Here is a 22,843-nt window from a genome sequence, read left to right as displayed (position 1 = left end):
ATCGCCAAAAGTCGGCGGCGGCAAAGTGAAGTGGGTCGCCCTGCAGGCAAAAAAAAACCTGCCGCAGCGAGCGGCAGGTTCCTTTCGATGCAATGCCGTGGATCAGCGCTTCATCGAGCCGAAGAACTCGTCGTTGGACTTGGTGTTCTTCATCTTGTCCAGCAGGAACTCCATCGCGGCCATTTCATCCATCGGATGCAGCAGCTTGCGCAGGATCCAGATCTTCTGCAGCAGTTCCGGCTCGATCAGCAGGTCCTCGCGGCGGGTGCCGGAACGGTTGATGTCGATGGCCGGGAACACGCGCTTTTCAGCGATACGGCGGCTCAGGTGCACTTCGCTGTTGCCGGTGCCCTTGAACTCTTCGTAGATCACCTCGTCCATCTTCGAGCCGGTGTCGACCAGCGCGGTGGCGATGATGGTCAGGCTGCCGCCTTCCTCCACGTTGCGCGCGGCACCGAAGAAGCGCTTCGGGCGGTGCAGGGCGTTGGCGTCCACACCACCGGTCAGCACCTTGCCCGAGCTCGGCACCACGTTGTTGTAGGCGCGGGCCAGACGGGTGATCGAGTCGAGCAGGATCACCACGTCCTTCTTGTGCTCGACCAGGCGCTTGGCGCGCTCGATGACCATTTCGGCCACCTGCACGTGGCGCGCGGCCGGCTCGTCGAAGGTCGAGCTGATGACCTCGCCGCGCACGGTGCGCTGCATTTCGGTCACTTCTTCCGGGCGTTCGTCGATCAGCAGCACGATCAGGTGCACGTCCGGATGGTTGGTGGTGATGGCAGTGGCGACCTGCTGCATCATCATCGTCTTGCCGGCCTTCGGCTGGGACACGATGAGCGAGCGCTGGCCCTTGCCCTGCGGCGCCATCAGGTCGAGGATGCGGCCGGTAATGTCTTCCGACGAACCGTTGCCACGCTCCAGGGTGAAGCGGCGGCGCGGGAACAGCGCGGTCAGGTTCTCGAACAGCACCTTGTTCTTCGACGCTTCGATCGGCTCACCGTTGATGGTGTCGACGATGTTCAGCGCGAAGTAGCGCTCGCCGTCCTTCGGGAAGCGGATGCGGCCGGAGATGTGGTCGCCGGTGCGCAGGTTGAAGCGGCGGATCTGGCTGGGCGAGATGTAGGTGTCGTCCGGGCCGGCCAGGTAGCTGGCTTCGGCCGCGCGCAGGAAGCCGAAGCCGTCCGGCAGGATTTCCAGCACGCCATCGGCGGCAACGCCGTCGCCGTGACGGGTCAGCACCTTGAGCAGGGCGAAGATCACGTCCTGCTTGCGGGCACGGGCCACGCCTTCGGAGATCTGCAGCTGCTCGGCGATCTCCAGCAGCTTCTGTGCCGGCATGCGCTTGAGGTCGCTCAGCGAGTAGACCGGGAAGCCCTCGGGCACGTTGGCGTGCGGGCGCGGCACGAAGGGCTGCTGCTCGCCGCCGTCCTGCGGCATGCCGTCATCGCGGCCACCGCGGTTGCGGTCGCGGTCGCGACGGTTGCGGAAACGGTCGCGGCGATTGCCCTGGCCCTGCTGGCCGTTCTGGTTGTAGGGGTTGTTGTTCTGACCCTGGCCCTGGTGCTGCCCACCGCCCTGGTGGTTCTGCTGGCGCTGTCCGGATTCGCGGCCTTCGCCACCCTCACCGCCGCCGGAGGCGGGGGCTTCAGTGGCAGGCGCGCTCGGCGCGGGGGCGGCTGCAGCCGGTGCCGGCGCTTCGGGCGCGGCTGCCAGCGGCAGGGTCGGTTGCGCCGGAGCGGCGCTGGTTTCGGCGGCTGCCGGGGCGGCGGCCTTGCTCACGCGGGGCTTGCGCACGCGCTTTTCGGCGGGCGCATCGGCGCTGCCGGTTTCGGAAGTGTTATCGGACAAGAGCGTTATTCCTCGCTTGAAGGTGCGAGCGCCCGGCTGGGGCGGCGAACGTTGGGAATGGGTCTGGAAGAAACTGCGTCCAGAGGGTGCGGCACGCGAGCGCGGCCGGATATGCCGACACTATCATCGGCCTGCGGCGGCATGCAAGGGTCGCCGGGAACAGCATTCATGATGGACGCGGGGCGCCCGCCGGCAGCCGCGGGCAGCGGCTGCCGGGAACAGCAGGATCAGGCCAGGGCCTTGTCCAGCAGGCCGGCCAGCTGGGCCTTGCCCACCGCACCGATCTGCTCGCCGACCTTCTCGCCGTCCTTGAACACGACCAGGTACGGAATCGAACGCACGTGGTACTTGGCGGCCAGTGCGCGGTTGTGGTCGACGTTGACCTTGGCGATCTTGGCGCGGCCCTGGTAGGCATCGGCCAGTTCGTCCAGCGCCGGGGCGATCATCTTGCAGGGGCCACACCACTCGGCCCAGAAATCGACCAGCACCGGTTCCTTGGAATTCAGCACTGCGCTATCGAAGTCGGCGTCGCCGACATGTACAACCTTGTCGCTCATCTTGGTTTCTCGTCTTGGATTGCACCCGGCCATGCCGGAGGTGGGTGAACTGGGCCATGCCCGGTGGCGCGACCCTCGTCGTTGCCTCGCGGCGCACTGCCGCGGTGCGTTCGGCGGGATGCCTGGACGCTCACGGCCGGCAGTGTACCCCTATCGCAGGGCAGGGACAGGCGCCGGTTGGAACCCAGCGTATCGTGATCGCTTCGATGGCCGGTATGTGTCGGATTTCACTGTCTTCCTGTACATGGGGCTGGCAGTGGGCGACACCAGCGAACCCGGGCAGGCCGTTCAAGTCCGGTGTGGCTGGGTGAAGGTGGCGTCTCTGGACGCCATGAGACGCCGCATTCCGGTTTGCCTGCCCGAGTGCGGTAAACTGGGGCATTGTGCGGCGCGCGGACCGGTGGTCCCAGCCTGCCAACCCGCCGCAGGGGCCGCAGTTTGCGACGGTGCCCCTAGACGATGAAGTGCCAGCCGCCCCACGGGCCGGCGGCCATACCAAGACGGACTCATGAGCGACAAACCGCTGACCGATTTGACCTTCTCCTCCTTCGAGTTGCATCCGGCCCTGCAGGCCGGCCTTGAAGGAGCCGGATTCACCCGCTGCACCCCGATCCAGGCGCTGACCCTGCCGGTCGCGCTGCCCGGCGGTGATGTTGCCGGCCAGGCCCAGACCGGCACCGGCAAGACCCTGGCCTTCCTGGTCGCTGTCGTGAACCGCCTGCTGACCCGCCCGGCGCTGGCCGACCGCAAGCCGGAGGATCCGCGTGCGCTGATCCTTGCCCCGACCCGCGAACTGGCCATCCAGATCCACAAGGATGCGGTGAAGTTCGGTTCCGACCTGGGTCTGCGTTTCGCGCTGGTCTACGGTGGCGTGGATTACGACAAGCAGCGTGAGCTGCTGCAGCAGGGCGTGGACGTGATCATCGCCACCCCGGGCCGCCTGATCGACTACGTCAAGCAGCACAAGGTGGTTTCGCTGCATGCCTGCGAGATCTGCGTGCTGGACGAAGCCGATCGCATGTTCGATCTGGGTTTCATCAAGGACATCCGCTTCCTGCTGCGCCGCATGCCGGAACGCACCATCCGCCAGACCCTGCTGTTCAGTGCCACCCTCAGCCATCGCGTGCTCGAGCTGGCCTACGAGCACATGAACGAGCCGCAGAAGCTGGTGGTCGAAGCCGAGACCATCACCGCTGCGCGCGTGCGCCAGCGCATCTATTTCCCGGCCGACGACGAGAAGATCCCGCTGCTGCTGGGCCTGCTGTCGCGCAGTGAAGGCGCGCGCACCATGGTGTTCGTCAATACCAAGGTGTTCGTCGAGCGCGTCGCCCGCTCGCTGGAAAAGGCCGGCTACCGCGTTGGCGTGCTGTCCGGCGACGTGCCGCAGAAGAAGCGTGAGAGCCTGCTCAACCGCTTCCAGAAGGGCCAGCTGGAAATCCTGGTGGCCACCGACGTGGCCGCGCGTGGCCTGCACATCGACGGCATCAAGTACGTCTACAACTACGACCTGCCGTTCGACGCCGAAGACTACGTGCACCGCATCGGTCGTACCGCGCGCCTGGGCGAAGAGGGTGATGCGATCAGCTTCGCCTGCGAACGCTACGCGATGGGCCTGCCGGACATCGAGGCCTACATCGAGCAGAAGATCCCGTCCGAGCCGGTCACCAAGGAACTGTTGACGCCGCTGCCGCGCCCGGAACGCCCGGCCCCGGCTGCTGGCGAGGAAGGTGAGGAGAACGAGAGCGTCGGCCAGATCTTCCGTGAAGCGCGCGAAGCCCGCGCCGCTGAAGAAGAGCGCCGTGGTGGTGGTCGCAGTGGGGGCCGCTCCGGCGGTGGCCGTGGCGAGCGTCGCGACGGTGAGCGCAGCGGCGAGCGCCGTTCGCGTGGCCCGCGCAAGCCGCGCGTGGAAGGCGAGCAGGTTGCAGCTGCCCCGGCCGAAGGTGCTGAAGCCGCTGTCGCCCAGGCTCCGCGTCCGCCGCGCCCGCCCCGCGCCGAGGGCGCGCCGGAAGGTGCCGTGGATGGCGAGCGCAAGCCGCGCAAGCGCCGTCGTCGTCGCCACGGCCGTCCGGTCGAGGGTGGCGAGGGCGTGCAGGCCAACGCCGGCAACGGCGCCAGCCCGGTGACCCCGGTGCAGGTGGTGGCCAAGCCGGTGCGCACGGCGGCCGACAGCGGCGATTCGTTCCTGACCCGCATCGGCCGCAAGATCCGCCGGATGCTGTCGGGCAGCTGATCGGCGCTGCCGATCAGCGGGAAGCCCCCGACCGCTGGTCGGGTGGCTTTGAACGGTAGTGCCGGCCGCTGGCCGGCAACCCACATGGCTGCCGGCCAGCGGCCGGCACTACCGATCGGCGCCACCGTCTCCACGAGGTCGCGCCGCTCCTGCATAATCGGGGCATGAGTGTCCTGCGCTTCGACAATGTCAGCAAACAGTACGCCGGTGGCCACGAGGCGCTGATCGATGTCAGCTTCGAGGTCGCGCCGGGCGAGATGCTGTTCGTCACCGGCCATTCCGGTGCGGGCAAGAGCACCCTGCTCAAGTTGATCCACCTCGACGAGCGGCCCAGCCGCGGCGCGGTGGTGTTCGACGAGCGCAACCTGCTGAAGGTGCGCGGCGGCGACGTGCCCCGCCACCGACGCGCGGTGGGCGCGGTCTACCAGGACCACCGGCTGCTGATGGACCGCTCGATCGCCGAGAACGTGGCGCTGCCGCTGATCCTGCGCGGCACCCGCCGTGGCGACATCAGCAAGCGCGTGCGCTCGGTGCTGGAGCGGATGGGCCTGGGCCATCGCGAGAAGGCGCTGCCCTCGCAGCTGTCGGCCGGCGAGCAGCAGCGCGTGGGCATCGCCCGCGCCATCGTCGGCGAGCCCAAGCTGCTGGTGGCCGATGAGCCGACCGGCAACCTCGACCCGACCCTGGCGGCGGAGATCATGGCCCTGTTCGCCGAGCTGCCCTCGCGCGGCACCAGCGTGCTGGTGGTCAGCCACGACCTGCCGCTGCTGCGCCGCATGCGCAAGCGCGTGCTGATCCTCGACCATGGCCGGCTGGTGGATGACATCTCGCCGCAGGACCTGGCGGAGTAACCGATGGCGAAGAACGAAAACAGCGAAGCCGCCGCCCCCTCGCGCGTGGGCGTCTGGTTCCAGCACCACGTGCACAGCGTGGTGTTCAGCCTGGGCCGCGCCTGCCGCAAGCCATGGGCGACCCTGCTGACGGTGATGGTCATGGCGCTGGCGCTGGCGCTGCCGCTGGGCCTGTCGATCGCGCTGGACAACCTCGAGCAGTTCGCCGGCAGCGTGCAGCAGTCGCGCGACATCAACGTGTTCCTGAAGGGCAACGTCGATGCACCCGGCGCGCTGCGCCTGGCCGGCCAGCTGCGCGACCGCGACGACGTGGCCGAAGTGAACGTGCGCACGCCCGAGCAGGGCCTGCAGGAACTGCGCGATGCCGGCCTGGGTGAGGCGATCGACGCACTCAACGACAATCCGCTGCCTTCGCTGCTGGTGATCACTCCCGGCCAGGGCAAGGACGACGCACGCCTGGCGCGCGCGCTGGAAAGCCTGCCCGAGGCCGATCTGGTGCAGCACGATGCGCTGTGGCGCCAGCGCCTGGATGCCTGGCTTGCCTTCGGTGCGCGGCTGGTGCAGGTGCTGTCGGTCCTGCTCGGCGCAGGTGCCGCGCTGGTGGTCGGCAACACGGTGCGCCTGGACATCCAGGCCCGCCGCGAAGAGATCGGCGTGCTGCAGCTGCTCGGCGCCAGCGATGGCTTCATCCGCCGCCCGTTCCTGTACCTGGGCGCGTGGTACGGCCTGGGCGCCGGCGCGGTGGCGCTGGCCCTGATCGGCGCTGCGGGTGCCGCCCTGCGCATGCCGCTGGCCGAACTCTCGCGCAGCTACGGCAGCCCGTTCGTACTGCACGGCCTGGACCTGCTGCACGGCGGCCTGGTCCTGCTCGGCACGCTGCTGCTGGGTTGGCTGGGCGCCTGGCTGGTCACCGGCCACTTCCTCCGCCAGACCCGCCCGACCGACACCTGAGACCGGCATGCAACCGCAAGCGCTGAAACACCTTGAAGGGCCCGCGACGCGGGTGATGGTGGTCGATGGCTCGAAGCTGGTGCGCAAGCTGATCGCCGACGTCCTGCAGCGTGACCTGCCGGGCGTGGAGGTGATCGGCTGCGACAGCATCGAGGACGCACAGCAGGCGCTGGCACAGGGGCCGGTGGACCTGGTGACGACCTCGCTGACCCTGCGCGATGGCGACGGCCTGGCGCTGGCGCGGATGGTGCGCGAAGCGGCTGGCCAGGCCTATGTGCCGGTGATCGTGGTCTCCGGCGATGCCCAGCAGCACCTTGAGCAGCGCCGCTTCACCGAGTACGTCACCGACTATTTCGACAAATCGCTCGGCCATGAAGCACTGGCGACCTTCATCCGCGGCTACGTGCAGCCGCAGACCATCCCCGGTGCCACCATCCTCTATATCGAGGACAGCCGCGTGGTGGCCGAGGCCACCAAGCGCATGCTGGAACGCCAGCAGTTGAACGTGCTGCACGTGGTCAGCGCCGAAGAAGCGTTCACCCTGCTCACCGCCGAGTCGCTGGGCCGCAGTCGCCACCGCATCGACCTGGTGCTGACCGACGTCACCTTGAAGGGCGAACTGAGCGGTCGCGACGTGGTGCAGCGCGTGCGCGTGGATTTCGGCTACGGCAAGCGCCGCCTGCCGGTGCTGGTGATGACCGGCGATGGCAACCCGCACAACCAGACCGGGCTGCTGCAGTCCGGTGCCAACGACCTGGTGCTCAAGCCGATCGAAGAACGGCTGCTGGTCACCAAGGTGCTGTTCCAGCTGAGGCTGGCCCGATTGAACGATGGACCTCTGTTGCGATGATGGATGAAGTAGCCGACACCCCGACGATCCAGCTGGAACCGAGCTGGAAGCAGCATGTCGGCGATTACCTGTTGCAGCCGCAGATGCGCGAGCTGTCCAGCTTCCTGCGCCAGCGCAAGGCCAGTGGCGCGGCGGTGTTCCCGCCCGGCCCGCAGATCTTCGCCGCGTTCGACGCCACGCCGTTCGAGCAGGTGAAGGTGGTGATCCTCGGGCAGGACCCGTACCACGGTCGCGGCCAGGCACATGGCCTGAGTTTCTCGGTGCCGCCGGGCGTGCCGGTGCCGCCGTCGCTGCTGAACATCTACAAGGAGATCGAGAGCGATCTCGGTATCCCGCGTCCGGACCACGGCTGCCTGATTCCGTGGGCGCAGCGTGGCGTGCTGCTGCTCAATGCGGTACTGACGGTGGAAGAGGGCAAGGCCGGTGCGCACCAGGGTCGTGGCTGGGAAGGCTTCACCGACCACGTGGTGGATGTGCTCAACCGCGAGCGCGAAGGGCTGGTGTTCATGCTCTGGGGCGCCTATGCGCAGCAGAAGGGCAAGGTGATCGACACCCGCCGCCATCGCGTGCTGAAGTCGCCGCATCCGTCGCCGCTTTCGGCCCATCGGGGCTTCCTCGGCTGTCGTCATTTCTCGATGGCCAACGAGTACCTGCAGCGCCGCGGCCAGGCCCCGATCGACTGGTCGCTGCCGCCGCGCTCGGTGCTCTGAGCGCCGGCTGGCGGCCGGGCCTGAACGCCGGACAACGTTCCCTGGCCTGAATGGGCCTCCAGAACGGCCCGTTCAGCTCCGCTTGACCGGAATCGGCCGGTTCCCGGCAGGTAATTGCTTGAATTCCAAGGGATTGTGAATCCCGAAAAGCATGCTCGCCACTGTCATCAAATCGCGCTACGGTAGGGCTCTGTTTGGGACCAGTGTTGCATCAATGGGATGCTGGAACTTTTTCCTCCTTTAGCAGTCCAAATCCCGGACTGCTAAGATGGGTGCCTATGAGCCAGAACACCTCTACTGCCCTTGTGGCAAACAATCTCCCGATTCCCAGTGCGCTCGGTTCGCTGGACGCCTACATCGGTGCCGTGCACCAGATCCCGGTGCTGTCGGTCGATGACGAACAGGACCTGGCCCGTCGCTTCCGCGATGGCAACGATCTGGACGCTGCCCGCGAGCTGGTGCATTCGCACCTGCGCTTCGTGGTGCACGTGGCCCGCGGCTACAACGGCTACGGCCTTGCCCTGGGCGACCTGATCCAGGAAGGCAACATCGGCCTGATGAAGGCGGTCAAGCGCTTCGACCCGGACATGGGCGTGCGCCTGGTCTCCTTCGCGGTGCACTGGATCCGTGCCGAGATGCACGAGTTCATCCTGAAGAACTGGCGCATCGTGAAGGTCGCCACCACCAAGGCGCAGCGCAAGCTGTTCTTCAACCTGCGCAAGTCGAAGACGCGCCTGGGCTGGATGAACGCGGCTGAGGTGAGCGCGGTGGCCAAGGACCTGAACGTGTCCGAGCGCGAGGTCATGGAAATGGAGTCGCGCCTGTCCGGCCGCGATATCGGTTTCGATGCGCCGACCGACGAGGACAACGAGCACGCGCCGCCGTCGCCGGCTGCGTTCCTGGTTGCCGATGACGAAGACCCGTCGATGGCCTACGAGCGCGAGGACAGCGAAGATAACCAGATGCAGCTGCTGCGCGAAGGCCTGGCGGAACTGGATGCCCGCTCGCGCGACATCATCCGCCGCCGCTGGCTGGACGCGGACAGCAAGGTGACGCTGCAGGAACTGGCCGACGAGTACGGCGTGTCGGCCGAGCGCATCCGCCAGGTTGAAGCGAACGCGCTGAAGAAGATGAAGGCGCTGTTCACCGCGTAAGCGGGGTGGCGTTGGATTGAAGAAAGGCCCGGCGGAGATGCCGGGCCTTTTTGTTTCTGGAGCGCATCCACGCATGGCATGGATCAATCCTGACGCCAGGGTGGCAGCTGCGCCGACCGGAGCATGCGCTGGACGCTGATTTTCACGCCGTACCACTCGGTGGCACGGTATGATCATGTCACGTGTCTTCCGCACTCGAAGCTTCAACCGCAGTACACGACGTTCTTCACTGACCGATAGAGCCTTGTGCCGCGCGGTGGTGGAAATGCGTCAAGGACTGATTGATGCAGATATAGGGGGCGGCCTTCTCAAAAAGCGGGTGGCGCTGCCGGGCCGCGGAAAGCGCGGTAGCGCCCGCGTTATTGTCGCAACTAGGGTGGGGCACTACTGGTTCTTTCTCTTCTGCTACGAGAAGAACGCGCGCGCGACCATCAGTAGTGCGGAACGGGACGCCCTTCAGCTGTATGCGTCTGAGTTCTTGAGAATGAGCCCTGAACAGTTGGACAGGGCAGTTATCTGCGGAGAACTGCAGGAGATTTGCCATGACAAAGACGGTTGAACATGGACGTGCAAAGAGTGCGATCCTCGATGCGGTGCATGAAGGCGCGGCGGGCCTTTACGCCAGCGGCTTCATCGACAAGCGGCGCATGAGCATGTACGAGGCGCTTTGTCTGAGGCCTGTGCCCGAATACAGCAGCGCCCAGATCCGTGCACTTCGCACGTCGTTGGAACTTAGCCAGCCGGTGTTCGCAGGTGTGCTCAACACCAGCGTTTCGACAGTCCGTAGCTGGGAACAGGGCGGGAAGAAGCCGAGCGGGCCGTCGCTGAAGCTTTTGAACCTGATTGATCGGAAGGGTCTCGAAGCAGTCCTGTAAAGCAAAGGCCCGGCAATGCCGGGCCTTTGCTTTACTGTGGTATTCAATCCGCGCCATGCATGGAAGCGGGGGTGTGCCTCACCCCTCGCGTGCGATCGCGCGCCAACCGATGTCGTTGCGGTGGAACGCGTTGGCCCAGCTCACCTTGGCCACGCCGGCATAGGCATTGGCCTGCGCGTCGCGCACGCTGTCGCCCAGTGCGGCCACGCACAGCACGCGACCGCCCGCACTGACCACGTGGCCCTGCGCATCCAATGCCGTACCGGCATGGAACACCTTGGCACTGGCCGGCACGTCGTCCAGGCCGGAAATCACGTCACCGGTGATCGGCGCTTCCGGGTACGGCCTGGCCGCCAGCACCACGCCCAGCGACGGGCGCGCGTCCCACTGCGCTTCGACCTCATCCAGGCGACCATCGATAGCCGCTTCCACCAGCTCGACCAGGTCCGACTGCAGGCGCAGCATCACTGGCTGGGTTTCCGGGTCGCCAAAGCGCACGTTGAATTCGATCACCTTCGGTGCGCCGCTGGCATCGATCATCAGGCCGGCGTAGAGGAAACCGGTGAACGGGATGCCGTCGGCGATCATGCCCTGCACGGTGGGGTTCACCACCTCGCGCATCACCCGTGCATGCACCTCCGGCGTCACCACCGGGGCCGGCGAATAGGCGCCCATGCCGCCGGTATTCGGGCCGGTGTCGCCGTCGCCGACGCGCTTGTGGTCCTGCGAGGTGGCCATCGGCAGCGCATGCACGCCGTCCACCATCGAAATGAAGCTGGCTTCCTCACCGTCGAGGAATTCCTCGATGACCACGCGCGCACCGGCATCGCCAAACGCGTTGCCGGACAGCATGTCACGCACCGCGTCCTCGGCCTCGGTCAGGCTCATCGCCACGATCACGCCCTTGCCGGCGGCCAGGCCATCGGCCTTGACCACGATCGGTGCGCCCTTCTCGCGCACATACGCCAGCGCGGCGTCCACGTCGCTGTGCACGGCGTAGTACGCGGTGGGGATGTTGTGGCGCGCCAGGAAGTCCTTGGCGTAGGCCTTGCTGCCTTCCAGCTGCGCGGCGGCGGCGGTTGGCCCGAAGATGCGCAGGCCGGCGGCGCGGAAGCGGTCGACCACGCCGGCCACCAGCGGTACTTCCGGGCCGACCACGGTCAGCGCTACGCCTTCGGCCTGGGCCAACGCCAGCAGGCCGTCGATATCGGTCACCTTGACTGCCACGTTGCGGCACGTGTCTTCGCTGGCGGTACCGGCGTTGCCGGGCGCCACGATCACTTCGGTGACACGGGAGGACTGGGCCAGCTTCCATGCCAGGGCGTGTTCGCGGCCGCCAGAGCCGATGACGAGGATCTTCATGGGACAGGGTTCTCGGGTACGGAAGAGAAAAGCCGGGCAGGGCCCGGCTTGGTGATGCGGATCAGTGGCGGAAGTGGCGCACGCCGGTGAACACCATGGCCAGCCCATGTTCGTCGGCGGCGGCGATCACTTCGGCATCGCGCATCGAACCGCCCGGCTGGATGACCGCCTTGATGCCGGCGGCTGCAGCGGCATCGATGCCATCGCGGAACGGGAAGAAGGCGTCGGAGGCCATCACCGAGCCCTCGACCACCAGGTTCGCATCGGCGGCCTTGATGCCGGCGATGCGGGCCGAGTACACGCGGCTCATCTGGCCGGCACCGACACCGATGGTGCGGTTGTCCTTGGCGTAGACGATCGCGTTGGACTTCACGAACTTGGCGACCTTCCAGGCAAACAGCAGGTCGGTGAACTGCTTGTCGGTCGGCGCCAGCCTGCTGACCACCTTCAGTTCGTCGCGGGTCATGCCGCGGTTGTCCGAGGACTGCAGCAGCAGGCCCGAGCCGACGCGCTTGCTGTCGAAGTTGTTCAGGCCGTCGCCGTGCGGGATGCGCAGTACGCGCACGTTGGCCTTCTTCTGCGCGTACTCCAGCGCGGCCGGCTCGTAGTCCGGGGCGATCAGCACTTCGACGAACTGGCGATCGAGGATCACCTTGGCGGTGGCGGCATCCAGCGGCTTGTTGAAGGCGATGATGCCGCCGAAGGCGCTGGTCGGGTCGGTGGCGTAGGCCAGCTCGTAGGCATCGCCGTTGCCGGCGCCGACGGCCACGCCGCACGGGTTGGCGTGCTTGACGATGACGCAGGCCGGCGCATCGAACTGGCGCACGCATTCCCACGCCGCATCGGCGTCGGCCAGGTTGTTGTAGCTCAGCTCCTTGCCCTGCAGCTGCTGGAAGGTGGCCAGCGTGCCCGGCACCGGGTACAGGTCGCGGTAGAACGCGCCGCTCTGGTGCGGGTTCTCGCCATAGCGCAGGTCCATCACCTTCACGAAGGTGGAGTTCATCTGCGCCGGGTACTCGGCACGGGCCGGCACGGCGGCGTCAGTGGCGGTGACCGCCGACAGGTAGTTGCTGATCGCCGCATCGTACTGGGCGACGCGGTTGAACGCGGCCACCGAGAATGCGAAGCGGGTGGCCGCCGTCAGCTGGCCGTTGTTGGCCTCCAGCGAGGCCAGCAGCTCGGCGTACTGCGACGGATCGGTGGCCACCGCCACGCGGGCGAAGTTCTTGGCCGCCGAGCGCAGCATGGCCGGGCCGCCGATGTCGATGTTCTCGACCGCGTCGGCCAGGGTGCAGTCGGCCTGGGCGGTGACCGATTCGAACGGGTACAGGTTCAGCACCAGCAGGTCGATGGCACCGATGCCGTGCTCGGCCATCACCGCATCATCCAGGCCGGAACGGCCCAGCAGGCCGCCGTGCACCATCGGGTGCAGGGTCTTGACCCGGCCGTCCATCATTTCCGGGAAGCCGGTAACCTCGGCCACGTCCTTCACGGCCAGGCCCGCATCGCGGATCGCCTTGGCGGTGCCGCCGGTGGACAACAGCTCCACGCCGCGTGCCGCCAGCGCAGTGGCCAGCTCGACCAGGCCGGTCTTGTCGGAAACGGAGAGGAGGGCCCGGCGGACGGGCAACAGATCAGCAGTCATGGGACAGAATCGGCAGCGGAGCGGGGCCGATATTGTAGGCGGTGGGGGCCGGTGGCGGGCGCCGGCGGGGAAAATCGACCCGCACCCACGGCCTGTGGCCGCCTTCAGCACAGCCTGGCCGGGGGCGGTCCGCAAGCAATTCGATGGGGCGCGCTGCTCCAATCGGGTAGGCTGTGCCGGAACTGCCAAGGATCAGCGGGTTCGGATCGTGTCGATCTATGCATTGAAAGGACGTTTTCAGGACCTGTTGCGTCCGGCCGTACGCGGTCTGTACCGCATGGGGATCACCGCCAATGCGGTGACCGTGACCGCGGCCGTGGTCTCGCTGCTGGTCGCTGCCGCCGTCTGGTGCTGCGCGCCGGCCCAGCCCCTGCTGTACCTGCTGCTGCCGCTGTGGATGCTGCTGCGCATGGCGCTCAACGCCGTGGACGGCATGTTGGCCCGCGAGTTCGGCCAGCAGTCGCGGCTGGGCGCCTATCTGAACGAGCTGTGCGATGTGATCGCCGACGCGGCGCTGTACCTGAGCCTGCTCAGCGTGCCGGGCGTGCGCCCGGAAGTGCTGTGGCTGGTGGCCTGGACGGCGGCGCTGAGCGAGTACGCCGGGGTGCTGGGGCTGATGGTCGGTGCCAGCCGCCGCTATGACGGCCCGATGGGCAAGAGTGACCGCGCCTTCGTCGTCGGCGTGTTGGGTCTGCTGCTGGCGTTTGGGTGGGTTGGCGCGATGACGGTGACGGGCGTGGCCGCGGCCATGGCGGTGCTGTGCATGCTGACCATGATCAACCGCGTCCGTCGCGGACTGCGGGAAACGGCGGTTTCGTCGAATTAATCAAGCAGATACAAAAAGACAATCAGGAGATTGCATGCGTCAGGCGCAGGAACGGGAATTCCACAGCTTCGACCAGGTACCGCTGTTCTACCGGTACTGGGCGGGCACCACCGCCACCCCGGCCACCCGGGCCATCGTGCTGCTGCACCGCGGCCACGAGCACTCCGGGCGCGTCACCCACCTGGTCGATGAGCTGGACCTGCCCGACACCGCCTTCTTCGCCTGGGATGCGCGCGGCAATGGCCGTTCGCCGGGTGCGCGTGGCGATGCACCGGGCTTCCCGGCGCTGGTGCGCGACCTGGACAGCTTCATCGCCCACATCGGCGCCGAGCACGGCATTGCGGTGGAAGACATCGTGGTGATCGCGCAGAGCGTAGGGGCGGTGGTCGCCGCGACCTGGGTGCACGATTACGCGCCACGCCTGCGTGCGCTGGTGATGGCTTCACCGGCGTTCAAGGTGAAGCTGTACGTGCCGTTCGCGCGGCCGGGCCTGGCCTTGATGCAGAAGCTGCGCGGCAACTTCTTCGTCAACAGCTACGTCAAGCCGCAGTGGCTGACCCATGACCCGGCGCGGGTGGAAAGCTACCGTACCGATCCGCTGATCACCCGGCCGATCTCGGTGCGCGTGCTGCTGGGCCTGTACGAAGCGGCCGACCGCATCGTGGCCGATGCGCAGGCGATCAGCGTGCCGGTGCAGCTGCTGGTGTCCGGCTCGGATTTCGTGGTGCACCGTGGCCCGCAGGATCGCTTCTATGAGCGCCTGTCCAGCCCGATCAAGGAGCGGGTGCACCTGCCGGGCTTCTTCCACGACACGCTGGGCGAGCGCGATCGGGCACCGGCACTGGCGCGCATCCGCAGCTTCATCCAGGCGCGTTTCGCCGAGCCGCTGCGCGAGCTGTCACGGCGCGACGCGCACCGTCACGGGCCAACCTTCGAGGAATCGGAGATCCTGGCCTGGCCACCGGAACGCAACAGCCTGGCCGACCTGCGCTGGCGCGTGGTACGTGGCGGCCTGCGCTTCGGCGGCACGCTGTCCGAAGGCATCGCGCTGGGCCTGCAGACCGGTTTCGATTCCGGTAGCACGCTGGACTACATCTACCGGAATGAGGCGCGCGGCAAGGGCCCATTGGGGCGGATGGTCGACCGCAACTACCTGGATGCGATCGGCTGGCGTGGCATCCGCGTGCGTGGCCAGCACCTGCAGGAACTGCTGCGCGACGCCGCACAGCGCCTGCGCGGGCAGGGCACGCCGGTGCGGGTGCTGGACGTGGCCGCCGGCCATGGCCGCTATGTGCTGGAAGCACTGGGCCAGGGCGAGCAGCGCGCCGACCGCATCGTGCTGCGCGACTTCAGCGATCTGAACGTGACCCAGGGCCAGGCGTTGATCCAGCGCCTGGGCGCGGCAGACATCGCGCGCTTCGAGCAGGGTGATGCGTTCGACCCGGCACAGCTGGCCAAGGTCGATCCAGCGCCGACGCTGGCGGTAGTCTCGGGCCTGTACGAACTGTTCCCCGACAACGACGCCGTGCTGCGCTCGCTGCAGGGCATTGCCGCAGCGGTGCCAGTGGGTGGCTACCTGGCCTATACCGGCCAGCCCTGGCACCCGCAGCTGGAATTCATTGCCCGTGCCTTGACCAGCCACCGCGGTGGCGCGGCGTGGGTGATGCGCCGCCGTACCCAGCAGGAGATGGACGAACTGGTGCGCCTGGCCGGGTTCGAGAAGGTGGCGCAGCGTATCGACGACTTCGGCATCTTCACCGTATCGCTGGCGCGCCGGACCGCGTGATGGCGACGCTCGCCGCATCCCCACTGGCCGCAGAGGGGCGCCCCTGGCGGCGCGCCCTGTTGTGGCTGGCCCTGCTGGGTCCGTTCTTCTTCGCCAGTTATGGCTTCGCCAACTGGATGGCCGGCCGCCACGCTACCCTGCCGGTGATGGCGTTCGGCTGGGAGACCCGCATCCCGTTCGTGCCATGGACCATCGTGCCGTACTGGTCGATCGACCTGTTCTACGCGGTCTCGTTCTTCCTGTGCCGGCAACGGCTGGAGCTGGACCGGCACGCATTGCGGCTGTTCAGCGCACAGCTGATCGCCGTGAGCTGCTTCCTGCTGTGGCCGCTGCGCTTCAGCTTCGAGCGTCCGCAGATCGGCGGTGTGTTCGGCTGGCTGTTCGATGTGCTGCTGGGCTTCGACAAGCCGTTCAACCAGGCACCGTCGCTGCACATCGTGTTGCTGATCGTGCTGTGGGTGAAGTTCGCACAGTACCTGCACGGCGTGTGGCGCTGGGTGCTGCACGCGTGGGCGCTGTTGATCGGCGTCTCGGTGCTGACCACGTTCCAGCATCACTTCATCGATATCCCGACCGGCCTGCTGGCCGGCTGGTTGTGCGTGTGGCTGTGGCCGGAGCAGGGCACGCCACCGCTGCGTGCATGGCGCACGGCACGTGATGCCAAGCGCTGGCGCCTGGCAGGGGTGTACCTGCTGGGGGCCGCTGTGCTGCTGGTGCCGGTGGTGCTTCTGCGTGGCGCCGCGTTGTGGCTGCTGTGGCCGGTGGTGTCGCTGCTGCTGGTGGCGCTGGCCTATGCCGGGCTGGGTACCGCGGTGTTCCAGAAGCGCGCCGATGGTCGCCTGACCATGGCGGCACGCTGGCTGCTGGCGCCGTACCTGGGCGCAGCCTGGGTCAATTCGCGGCTGTGGACGCGGCGTGCGCCGCATCCGGTGCCGGTGATGGATGACGTGTGGCTGGGACGCATTCCCTGTGCTGCGTTGCCAACACCGCTGGTCGGCGTGGTCGATACCTGTGCTGAACTGTCCTGCCGCGCGCCGGGCGCGGCGTATGCCAGCGTGCCGATGCTGGACCTGGTGGTGCCCACGCCGGAACAGCTGCGCGAGGCGGCCGATGCCATCGAGCGTCTGCGCGTGCAGGGGCCGCTGCTGGCGTGCTGCGCGCTGGGCTATTCGCGCAGCGCCGCCAGCGTCGCCACCTGGCTGCTGCGCAGTGGTCGTGCCGCCGATGCGAACGCGGCAGTGGCGATCGTGCGGGCTGCACGCCCCGGCATCGTGCTGCACGCGGCGCATCTGCATGCCATCACTGCTGCGGCAGGAGCGCGCGCATGAGCACGGTTCCCGATCTGGTGACCATGCACCTGCTGCTGCGCCAGGGGCGTTGGCCGGCGCTGCTGTCGCTGGGCATGTTGCTGGTGGCACTGCTGCTGCTCGGCACCGAGCCGGGGCTGGCGATGATCGCTGCCGGCCTGTTGCTGCTCAGTGTTGCCGCGGGCATCGCACAGGCCTACCACGCGTGGCGGGTGGGGCTGGATGCCAGCCTGCTGCAGCTGCTGCGCGATGAAGGACTGGAGGGCGAAGCCGCCGCACGCCGCATCGATCAGCTGCTGCACGACAGTGGCCTGCGCCGCGCGTCGCCCGATGCGCCACTGCGTGGCTGGGATGCGCGCTGGTCCGGCATGCGCCGCCTGCTGCTGCGCCAGTACCTGCTGACCGCAGTGCAGTTCGCACTGCTGGTGCTGGCCGTGGTGTGGCCGCAGACGTGAATGGGAGTGACCGATGTTTGCCGAACTGATTGCCCGCGCCTGCAGTGGCGCGATCCATGTGGTGACCGGCGCACGCGCGCTGTGGATCGGTTGCGCGCCGTCCAGCGAGCGCCGCGTGTACTACGGCAACCACGCCAGCCATGGTGACTTCGTGCTGATCTGGTCATCGATGCCACCGGCACTGCGGCGCCAGGTGCGCCCGGTGGCCGCGGCCGAGTACTGGCAGCGTGATGGCCTGCGTCGCTACCTGATCGATGCGGTGTTCAACGGTGTTCTGGTCGAGCGCGAGGCCGGCCATCGCCAGCAGGACCCGTTGCAGGTACTGCGCGATGCGGTGGACGAAGACTGCTCGCTGATCCTGTTCCCGGAAGGCACGCGCAATATCGGCGATGAACCGCTGTTGCCGTTCAAGAGCGGCATCTACCATCTGGCGCGGCAACGGCCGGAGCTGGAGTTCGTGCCGGTATGGATCGACAACCTGAAGCGGGTGATGCCGAAGGGGCGGTTCCTGCCGTTGCCGCTGCTGTGCACGGCCACCTTCGGCACGCCGCTGCGGCTGCAGGCCGACGAGGACAAGGCCGCATTCCTGGCCCGCAGCCGGCAGGCGCTGCTGGACCTGGCGCCGAATGGAGGTCGTGCATGAGTTTCGTGCTGGATGTATCTGGCGATCTGGCAACGCAGAGTGTCGGCCAGCAGACCGGCCTGCTGTTTGCCGGCGTCGGCGCGGTGCTGGTGCTGGCCACGCTGGTGGCCGAGACCCTGCGCTGGCGCCAGCGCGGTCAGCCCAGCGCGGTGATCGCCAACCTGGTGTCGCGTATCCGTGCATGGTGGGTGATGGCGATCGTGGTCGGGCTGGCGCTGTTCTTCGGTCGCGCCGGGGTGATCGTGCTGTTCGCGATCATTTCGTTGTTCGCGCTGCGCGAGTTCATCACCCTGGCACCGACCCGTTCAGGCGACTACTACGCGCTGCTGGCTGCGTTCTACATCGTGCTGCCGTGGCAGTACTACCTGGTGTGGATCGACTGGTACGGCATGTACACGCTGCTGATCCCGGTCTATGCGTTCCTGTTCCTGCCGATCCTGTCGACCATCGGTGGCGATACCACGCACTACCTGGAGCGCACCGCGAAGGTGCAGTGGGGGTTGATGATCTGCGTGTTCTGCATCTCGCACGTGCCGCTGCTGCTGAACCTGCACGTGCCCGGTCACGACCCCTCGCGCAACGTGCTGCTGTTCGCCTTCCTGGTGATCGTGGTGCAGTCCTCGGACGTGTTGCAGTACATCTGGGGCAAGCTGCTGGGCCGGCACCTGATCGCGCCGAAGCTGTCGCCGTCGAAGACGGTGGAGGGCTTCGTGGGTGGCGTGCTGAGCGCCAGCGCGCTTGGGGCGGCGCTATGGTGGATCACCCCGTTCACGCCGCTGCAGGCGTTCGGCCTGTCGCTGCTGATCAACCTGATGGGATTCTGGGGCGGCCTGGTGATGTCGGCGATCAAGCGCGACCGTGGGATCAAGGACTGGGGCCACATGATCGAGGGCCATGGCGGCATGCTCGACCGGCTAGATTCGGTGTGCTTCGCCGCGCCGGTGTTCTTCCATGTGGTGCGGTACTACTGGAAGGCGGGCGGCGGCGGGTGATCCCGCCGGGGCTGCATCCACGCATGGCGTGGATCTACCGGTAGTGCCGGCCGCTGGCCGGCAACTGCGACATCCTGCCATCGTTCATGGGGTTGCCGGCGAGCGGCCGGCACTACCCGCGCGCGCTCAGGCGCTGATGCCGTATTCCTTCAGTTTCTTGCGCAGGGTGGCGCGGTGGATGCCCAGCATCGCGGCGGCGCGGCTCTGGTTGCCTTCGCAGTGGTTGAGCACTTCCACGAACAGCGGGATTTCCATCTCGCGCAGCACGATCTCGTAGACATCGTCCGCGTCGCAGCCATCAAGATCACGCAGATAGCGGCGCACGGACTGGGCGACGTGTTCACGCAGCGGTGGCCGGGGAGCGCCACGACTGTTGTCAGGACGAGAGAGGACAGCGTTCAAGGGGGTTCCCGATTCGGTTGGCCCGTGCGCGCGGAGCGCGCGGCCGGACGAGGTGGTGGCGGCCAGTCTAGCGCGAGCGTGCCCGACCTGCCACGGCTGGTCGCCTCTACCCTGGTCAGAGGAAGTCGAAGGTGAATGCGACGGTGGACGCGGCGGGTTCCTGCACGCGGAACGCGATGCGCGCACTCTGGCCCGGTTCCAGCACGGTCGTGGCCGGGCTTTCGCCAAGGTATTGCGCGGGCGTGAACACGCCGCTGCCGATCACCCGGCCATCGGCATCGGACAGTGACAGGCGCAGGTCCGGCCAGGCCTGTGCCCAGCGCGCATCGTTGCGGATGCTGGCCTGCACCTGCAGCACACCGGCCTGGCCGGGCAGGGGGCGGATCTCGCGGCTGGTCATGGTGAACGCGGTCGGCTCGTGCCAGGCCGGCAGGCTGCAGCGCAGCACGCCGCACAGTGCGCCCAGCCAGGTGCGGTTGCCGGCGTCGGCGGCCAGGCGCGCACGATCGGCCAGCACGCTCTGCAGTACCAGCAGCAGTGCCAGCCCGGCGACCAGCACCCAGTGCCAGCGCGGCGTCGGCAGCGCGCGCGGCCGCGAAGTGCCCAGGAAGCTCGGCGCATCGCCGGCCACCGCCTGCGCGGCCGGGACGGCAAGGACGGGTTCGATCACGGTCGCTTCGTCGAGGATGACGGTGTCATCGAGCTGTCGCGTCTCCGCCATCGGCGGCAGCGCCGCGTCGACCGGGTCCCCGGACTTCGCGGCAGGGATGTCATGCGCCGACGGGTCGGGCGTGCGCGCGTCGGTCGCAGGTGCGGCCTCGCCTTCCGACGCGGGGCGCAGGAAGGTGGCCAAAGGGCGGCGCGGCGGGTTCGGCTCGGACATGCTCAGGGCGCGGGCTCGGATCCAGCGGTCATTCAATCACGATCAGGCGCGGCGCGTGCCGGTGATGCGCATCCAGTCGCCATCCTGGGTGGCCTGCAGATCGTCGAACCACGCGGCATAACGCTGCAGCAGTTCGCCTTCCTGGCCCTGCAGGATGCCCGACAGGGCGATGCGACCGCCGGCGGCGACGCGTGCGGCCAGCAGCTCGGCCAGCGCATCCAGCGCCGAGGCAAGGATGTTGGCGACCACGATCGGGTAGGTGGCGACCGGTTCGTCCTGCGGCAGGTACACCTGCATGCGGGCCTGCTCGCCATTGCGCTCGGCATTGTCGGCGGTGGCGACCAGCGCCTGCGGGTCGTTGTCCACGCCGATCGCTTCGGCGGCGCCCAGCTTCAGCGCGGCCAGCGCGAGGATGCCCGAGCCGCAGCCGAAGTCGAGCACGCGCTGGCCCTGCAGCTGGCCGTCCACGGCCAGCTGGTCCAGCCAGCGCAGGCACAGGGCGGTGGTCGGATGGGTGCCTGAGCCGAAGGCCAGGCCCGGGTCCAGCCGCACCACGGCGGCATCGGCGGCCTGTGCAGCGTCCGGCAGTTCATGGTTCCACGGCACGATCCAGGTGCGGCTGCCGAAATCCATCGGCTGGAACTGGTCCAGCCATGCGCGCTCCCAGTCTTCGTCTTCGACCGCGCGGAAGCTGCCATTGCTCCAGTCCAGTTCCGGGTCGAAGGATTCCAGGGCGGCCAGCAGCAGCAGCGCATTGCTGTCGGCGGGGAACAGCGCGCTCAGCACCAGGGTGTCCCACAGCGGCGTTTCCCCCACGCCGGGTTCGAGGATGGCCTGTTCGTTGCTGGTGTCGGCTTCGGCATCAAGCAGGGTCACGGCCAGTGCGCCGACGTCCTCCAGCGCATTTTCATAGCGGGGCTGGGTGGCTTCGGTGCAGCGCAGGGTCAGTTCCAGGAACGGCATGGCGGTGGGGACAGTCGCGGGAAAGGGGGCAATGCTAGACCATCGGGGCGTCTCCGTATTGCCTGAGATGCCGCTTTGAGATGAATGGGGGCAGTTCAGACAGGCCTGCCGGGCCTTGCTAAACTCGGCGCTTTCCTGCGTGCCGTGAACGCTCACCACCGCCGATGGCCTTCGCTCCGACCCTGAAAACCTGGTTGCTCGTGCTGCCGGCGGTGGCCGTGCTGGGCGTGGCCGGGTATCGGGCCAGCGGCCATGCTGCGGGCGTGGCGTCGACGTCGGCGTCGCCGGACCTGCCGCTGGCCATGGCCAGCCGTGACGGCGGAGCGCCGCTGCCGGTGGTGCCGGAAGCGCTGGCGCGGCGGCTGGCGGCTTTCGAGCGCGGCAACACGCTGCCGTCGGGCCTGCCGCTGGACCTGCGCGCCGACATCGAAGACGCCAGCGACCTGTATGCCTACGCCCAGCGCCTGCGCGCACAGGCCGACAACGGCAATCACGAGGCGCGCTGGATGCTCAGCCGCGTCTATGACTATTGCGCGCAGTACGCACTCGATCCGGGTGGCTACCGCCTGGACAACAACGTACTGAGCGGGTTGGGCCTGACTGCGGCGCCGGCGATGATCGAGGCACGCGAGCGGGTGGCACAGCGGTGTGGCGGTTTCGTGCCGGGCGACAAGCTGGGCGCGGCGCTGGTGCTGGCCGAACGCCGCAAGGCGGCCGCGCAGGGCAACCTGGCCGCGGAAGCGTCGCTGTTCGCCGAGGGCGAGCCCTTGCATGACAGTGCCGAGTACCGCCGCGACCTGGTCGAGCGCGTGCGCACCTCGCGCGACCCCGAGGCCTACATGGCCATCGCGCCAGGCATGGGCGTGCGTGCGGCCGGTGACCGCGCGCTTGACGGGCTGGTGGCGGGCGAGCAGCTCAGTGAACTTGCATGGCGGCTTGCGGCCTGTGAACTCGGCCTGGCCTGTGGAGCGGACAGCGTGCTGGTCAACAATTTTTGTGCGAACGGAGGGATCTGTTCGCAGGATGGAGCGCAGGATTTCCGGGATTTCGTGTATGACGCTGCGGTATCGCGGCAAGGTGCTGGGAAAATGAAGGAATGGATCAAGCGATTGGTTGGAAAGAGGGACGGGCGATGAATTACCGTCGATTCCTGCATGGGGCCAAGTTCTGGTTCTGGGTGGCGCTGTTCGTGGCCTACTCGGCTGGGGCGGTTGGCCTGCTGATGATCGATACCTACGAGGACCGCTACCGGCATCTGTCGAAGGTGGAGCTGACCACGGTGAAGGCGCAGGAAGACGTGCGCCGCGCCGGTGCCAGCCAGGTCGCTGCGGTCTACCGCGCGCAGAGTGGCATGCCATTCGCTTCACTGCCGGCCGGCAGCACCTTCCAGGTGGTGTGGCCCGATGGTTCGACCGAAACCATGGTGATCGTCGATCCGACCTCGCCCAATGGCGTGCGGCCGCTGGCCCATTCGCAGATTCCGGCCGACGTGGCCGACAAGCGCTGACGTGCTCGCTGTGGAGCCGAGCCCATGCTCGGCTGTGCTTGGCGGC

Annotated in this window: 23 protein-coding genes; 16 read left to right on the top strand and 7 right to left on the bottom strand. The window is 67.6% G+C overall.

Annotated elements, in window-relative coordinates; translation table 11 throughout:
• Positions 1–102: 102 nt before the first annotated feature.
• Together rho and trxA are read right to left on the bottom strand one after the other, a co-directional pair.
• Positions 103–1,848: a transcription termination factor Rho gene (rho, locus tag QP609_RS18910; protein ID WP_046429862.1), complete on the bottom strand. Its 1,746-nt coding sequence runs from the start codon at positions 1,846–1,848 to the stop codon at positions 103–105.
• Between the two features lie 227 nt (positions 1,849–2,075).
• On the bottom strand, positions 2,076–2,405 hold the full coding sequence (trxA, locus tag QP609_RS18905; RefSeq protein WP_005411275.1) for a thioredoxin: 330 nt from the start codon (positions 2,403–2,405) through the stop codon (positions 2,076–2,078).
• 508 nt (positions 2,406–2,913) lie between these two features.
• Here trxA and rhlB point away from each other — a divergent pair.
• From rhlB to QP609_RS18865, 8 genes are all read left to right on the top strand, one after another.
• On the top strand, positions 2,914–4,635 hold the full coding sequence (rhlB, locus tag QP609_RS18900; RefSeq protein ID WP_049439326.1) for an ATP-dependent RNA helicase RhlB: 1,722 nt from the start codon (positions 2,914–2,916) through the stop codon (positions 4,633–4,635).
• Between the two features lie 164 nt (positions 4,636–4,799).
• The gene (gene ftsE, locus QP609_RS18895; RefSeq protein WP_014648630.1) at positions 4,800–5,486 is read left to right on the top strand and encodes a cell division ATP-binding protein FtsE; all 687 of its coding nucleotides are present in this window, start codon (positions 4,800–4,802) and stop codon (positions 5,484–5,486) included.
• 3 nt (positions 5,487–5,489) lie between these two features.
• On the top strand, positions 5,490–6,437 hold the full coding sequence (gene ftsX / locus QP609_RS18890) for a permease-like cell division protein FtsX (protein ID WP_197621437.1): 948 nt from the start codon (positions 5,490–5,492) through the stop codon (positions 6,435–6,437).
• A 7-nt stretch (positions 6,438–6,444) separates the two neighbouring features.
• Entirely contained in the window at positions 6,445–7,287 is an 843-nt protein-coding gene (locus tag QP609_RS18885) for a response regulator (RefSeq protein ID WP_019660837.1), read from the top strand.
• Positions 7,284–7,997: a uracil-DNA glycosylase gene (ung, locus tag QP609_RS18880; RefSeq protein WP_014648627.1), complete on the top strand. Its 714-nt coding sequence runs from the start codon at positions 7,284–7,286 to the stop codon at positions 7,995–7,997. The genes QP609_RS18885 and ung overlap by 4 nt, the downstream gene beginning before the upstream one ends.
• Positions 7,998–8,275: 278 nt before the next feature.
• On the top strand, positions 8,276–9,151 hold the full coding sequence (gene rpoH / locus QP609_RS18875; RefSeq protein ID WP_005411269.1) for an RNA polymerase sigma factor RpoH: 876 nt from the start codon (positions 8,276–8,278) through the stop codon (positions 9,149–9,151).
• Between the two features lie 169 nt (positions 9,152–9,320).
• A complete protein-coding gene (locus tag QP609_RS18870; protein ID WP_080053023.1) occupies positions 9,321–9,710 on the top strand; it encodes a type II toxin-antitoxin system RelE/ParE family toxin in 390 nt (129 codons plus the stop codon).
• Positions 9,694–10,026, top strand: coding sequence for a DNA-binding transcriptional regulator (locus tag QP609_RS18865; RefSeq protein ID WP_014648626.1), 333 nt, complete (start codon positions 9,694–9,696; stop codon positions 10,024–10,026). The genes QP609_RS18870 and QP609_RS18865 overlap by 17 nt, the downstream gene beginning before the upstream one ends.
• 78 nt (positions 10,027–10,104) lie before the next feature.
• Here the strand turns inward: QP609_RS18865 and purD are convergent, their stop codons facing one another.
• Positions 10,105–11,388, bottom strand: a complete 1,284-nt coding sequence (gene purD, locus QP609_RS18860; protein ID WP_014648625.1) for a phosphoribosylamine--glycine ligase — start codon at positions 11,386–11,388, stop codon at positions 10,105–10,107.
• Positions 11,389–11,449: 61 nt separating this feature from the next.
• The gene (gene purH / locus QP609_RS18855) at positions 11,450–13,033 is read right to left on the bottom strand and encodes a bifunctional phosphoribosylaminoimidazolecarboxamide formyltransferase/IMP cyclohydrolase (RefSeq protein WP_014648624.1); all 1,584 of its coding nucleotides are present in this window, start codon (positions 13,031–13,033) and stop codon (positions 11,450–11,452) included.
• Positions 13,034–13,241: 208 nt separating this feature from the next.
• Between purH and QP609_RS18850 the strand changes: the two genes are divergently transcribed.
• The 6 genes from QP609_RS18850 to QP609_RS18825 are packed head-to-tail and all read left to right on the top strand — an operon-like array spanning position 13,242 to position 19,042.
• Positions 13,242–13,859 carry a CDP-alcohol phosphatidyltransferase family protein gene (locus QP609_RS18850; RefSeq protein ID WP_075076469.1) on the top strand — a complete coding sequence of 206 codons (618 nt, stop codon included), beginning with the start codon at positions 13,242–13,244 and terminating at the stop codon, positions 13,857–13,859.
• A 34-nt stretch (positions 13,860–13,893) separates the two neighbouring features.
• The gene (locus QP609_RS18845; protein WP_049439322.1) at positions 13,894–15,645 is read left to right on the top strand and encodes a bifunctional alpha/beta hydrolase/class I SAM-dependent methyltransferase; all 1,752 of its coding nucleotides are present in this window, start codon (positions 13,894–13,896) and stop codon (positions 15,643–15,645) included.
• A 23-nt stretch (positions 15,646–15,668) separates the two neighbouring features.
• Complete coding sequence (locus QP609_RS18840; protein WP_173390349.1) at positions 15,669–16,973, top strand: phosphatase PAP2/dual specificity phosphatase family protein; 1,305 nt, start codon at positions 15,669–15,671, stop codon at positions 16,971–16,973.
• Positions 16,970–17,407, top strand: a complete 438-nt coding sequence (locus QP609_RS18835) for a hypothetical protein (protein WP_014648620.1) — start codon at positions 16,970–16,972, stop codon at positions 17,405–17,407. Before QP609_RS18840 ends, QP609_RS18835 begins: the two co-directional genes overlap by 4 nt.
• 13 nt (positions 17,408–17,420) lie before the next feature.
• Positions 17,421–18,050: a lysophospholipid acyltransferase family protein gene (locus QP609_RS18830; RefSeq protein ID WP_014648619.1), complete on the top strand. Its 630-nt coding sequence runs from the start codon at positions 17,421–17,423 to the stop codon at positions 18,048–18,050.
• Complete coding sequence (locus QP609_RS18825) at positions 18,047–19,042, top strand: phosphatidate cytidylyltransferase (protein WP_014648618.1); 996 nt, start codon at positions 18,047–18,049, stop codon at positions 19,040–19,042. Before QP609_RS18830 ends, QP609_RS18825 begins: the two co-directional genes overlap by 4 nt.
• A gap of 126 nt (positions 19,043–19,168) precedes the next feature.
• Here QP609_RS18825 and fis read toward each other — a convergent pair whose 3' ends face one another.
• From fis to prmA, 3 genes are all read right to left on the bottom strand, one after another.
• Positions 19,169–19,444, bottom strand: coding sequence for a DNA-binding transcriptional regulator Fis (gene fis, locus QP609_RS18820; protein WP_005419706.1), 276 nt, complete (start codon positions 19,442–19,444; stop codon positions 19,169–19,171).
• A gap of 115 nt (positions 19,445–19,559) precedes the next feature.
• Complete coding sequence (locus tag QP609_RS18815) at positions 19,560–20,327, bottom strand: DUF3426 domain-containing protein (RefSeq protein WP_049407899.1); 768 nt, start codon at positions 20,325–20,327, stop codon at positions 19,560–19,562.
• 42 nt (positions 20,328–20,369) lie between these two features.
• Positions 20,370–21,290: a 50S ribosomal protein L11 methyltransferase gene (prmA, locus tag QP609_RS18810; RefSeq protein WP_014648616.1), complete on the bottom strand. Its 921-nt coding sequence runs from the start codon at positions 21,288–21,290 to the stop codon at positions 20,370–20,372.
• A 164-nt stretch (positions 21,291–21,454) separates the two neighbouring features.
• Between prmA and QP609_RS18805 the strand changes: the two genes are divergently transcribed.
• Both QP609_RS18805 and QP609_RS18800 read left to right on the top strand, forming a co-directional pair.
• Positions 21,455–22,426, top strand: a complete 972-nt coding sequence (locus tag QP609_RS18805) for a hypothetical protein (RefSeq protein WP_014648615.1) — start codon at positions 21,455–21,457, stop codon at positions 22,424–22,426.
• On the top strand, positions 22,423–22,797 hold the full coding sequence (locus QP609_RS18800) for a hypothetical protein (protein WP_032959077.1): 375 nt from the start codon (positions 22,423–22,425) through the stop codon (positions 22,795–22,797). Before QP609_RS18805 ends, QP609_RS18800 begins: the two co-directional genes overlap by 4 nt.
• The last annotated feature ends 46 nt before the right edge of the window (positions 22,798–22,843 follow it).

The organism is Stenotrophomonas sp. 8(2023) (assembly GCF_030345295.1).
Classification (GTDB): domain Bacteria; phylum Pseudomonadota; class Gammaproteobacteria; order Xanthomonadales; family Xanthomonadaceae; genus Stenotrophomonas; species Stenotrophomonas muris.
The sequence above is the reverse complement of the archived record's forward strand: the minus strand, read 5'-3'. Positions and strand labels throughout refer to the sequence as shown.

Bases quoted from the DNA above. Each gene is read 5' to 3' on its own strand.
- trxA (WP_005411275.1), bottom strand. From the start codon at position 2,405: ATGAGCGACAAGGTTGTACATGTCGGCGACGCCGACTTCGATAGCGCA.
- rhlB (WP_049439326.1), top strand. From the start codon at position 2,914: ATGAGCGACAAACCGCTGACCGATTTGACCTTCTCCTCCTTCGAGTTG.
- ftsE (WP_014648630.1), top strand. From the start codon at position 4,800: ATGAGTGTCCTGCGCTTCGACAATGTCAGCAAACAGTACGCCGGTGGC.
- ftsX (WP_197621437.1), top strand. From the start codon at position 5,490: ATGGCGAAGAACGAAAACAGCGAAGCCGCCGCCCCCTCGCGCGTGGGC.
- QP609_RS18885 (WP_019660837.1), top strand. From the start codon at position 6,445: ATGCAACCGCAAGCGCTGAAACACCTTGAAGGGCCCGCGACGCGGGTG.
- ung (WP_014648627.1), top strand. From the start codon at position 7,284: ATGATGGATGAAGTAGCCGACACCCCGACGATCCAGCTGGAACCGAGC.
- rpoH (WP_005411269.1), top strand. From the start codon at position 8,276: ATGAGCCAGAACACCTCTACTGCCCTTGTGGCAAACAATCTCCCGATT.
- QP609_RS18870 (WP_080053023.1), top strand. From the start codon at position 9,321: ATGATCATGTCACGTGTCTTCCGCACTCGAAGCTTCAACCGCAGTACA.
- QP609_RS18865 (WP_014648626.1), top strand. From the start codon at position 9,694: ATGACAAAGACGGTTGAACATGGACGTGCAAAGAGTGCGATCCTCGAT.
- purD (WP_014648625.1), bottom strand. From the start codon at position 11,388: ATGAAGATCCTCGTCATCGGCTCTGGCGGCCGCGAACACGCCCTGGCA.
- purH (WP_014648624.1), bottom strand. From the start codon at position 13,033: ATGACTGCTGATCTGTTGCCCGTCCGCCGGGCCCTCCTCTCCGTTTCC.
- QP609_RS18845 (WP_049439322.1), top strand. From the start codon at position 13,894: ATGCGTCAGGCGCAGGAACGGGAATTCCACAGCTTCGACCAGGTACCG.
- QP609_RS18835 (WP_014648620.1), top strand. From the start codon at position 16,970: ATGAGCACGGTTCCCGATCTGGTGACCATGCACCTGCTGCTGCGCCAG.
- QP609_RS18830 (WP_014648619.1), top strand. From the start codon at position 17,421: ATGTTTGCCGAACTGATTGCCCGCGCCTGCAGTGGCGCGATCCATGTG.
- QP609_RS18825 (WP_014648618.1), top strand. From the start codon at position 18,047: ATGAGTTTCGTGCTGGATGTATCTGGCGATCTGGCAACGCAGAGTGTC.
- QP609_RS18815 (WP_049407899.1), bottom strand. From the start codon at position 20,327: ATGTCCGAGCCGAACCCGCCGCGCCGCCCTTTGGCCACCTTCCTGCGC.
- prmA (WP_014648616.1), bottom strand. From the start codon at position 21,290: ATGCCGTTCCTGGAACTGACCCTGCGCTGCACCGAAGCCACCCAGCCC.
- QP609_RS18805 (WP_014648615.1), top strand. From the start codon at position 21,455: ATGGCCTTCGCTCCGACCCTGAAAACCTGGTTGCTCGTGCTGCCGGCG.
- QP609_RS18800 (WP_032959077.1), top strand. From the start codon at position 22,423: ATGAATTACCGTCGATTCCTGCATGGGGCCAAGTTCTGGTTCTGGGTG.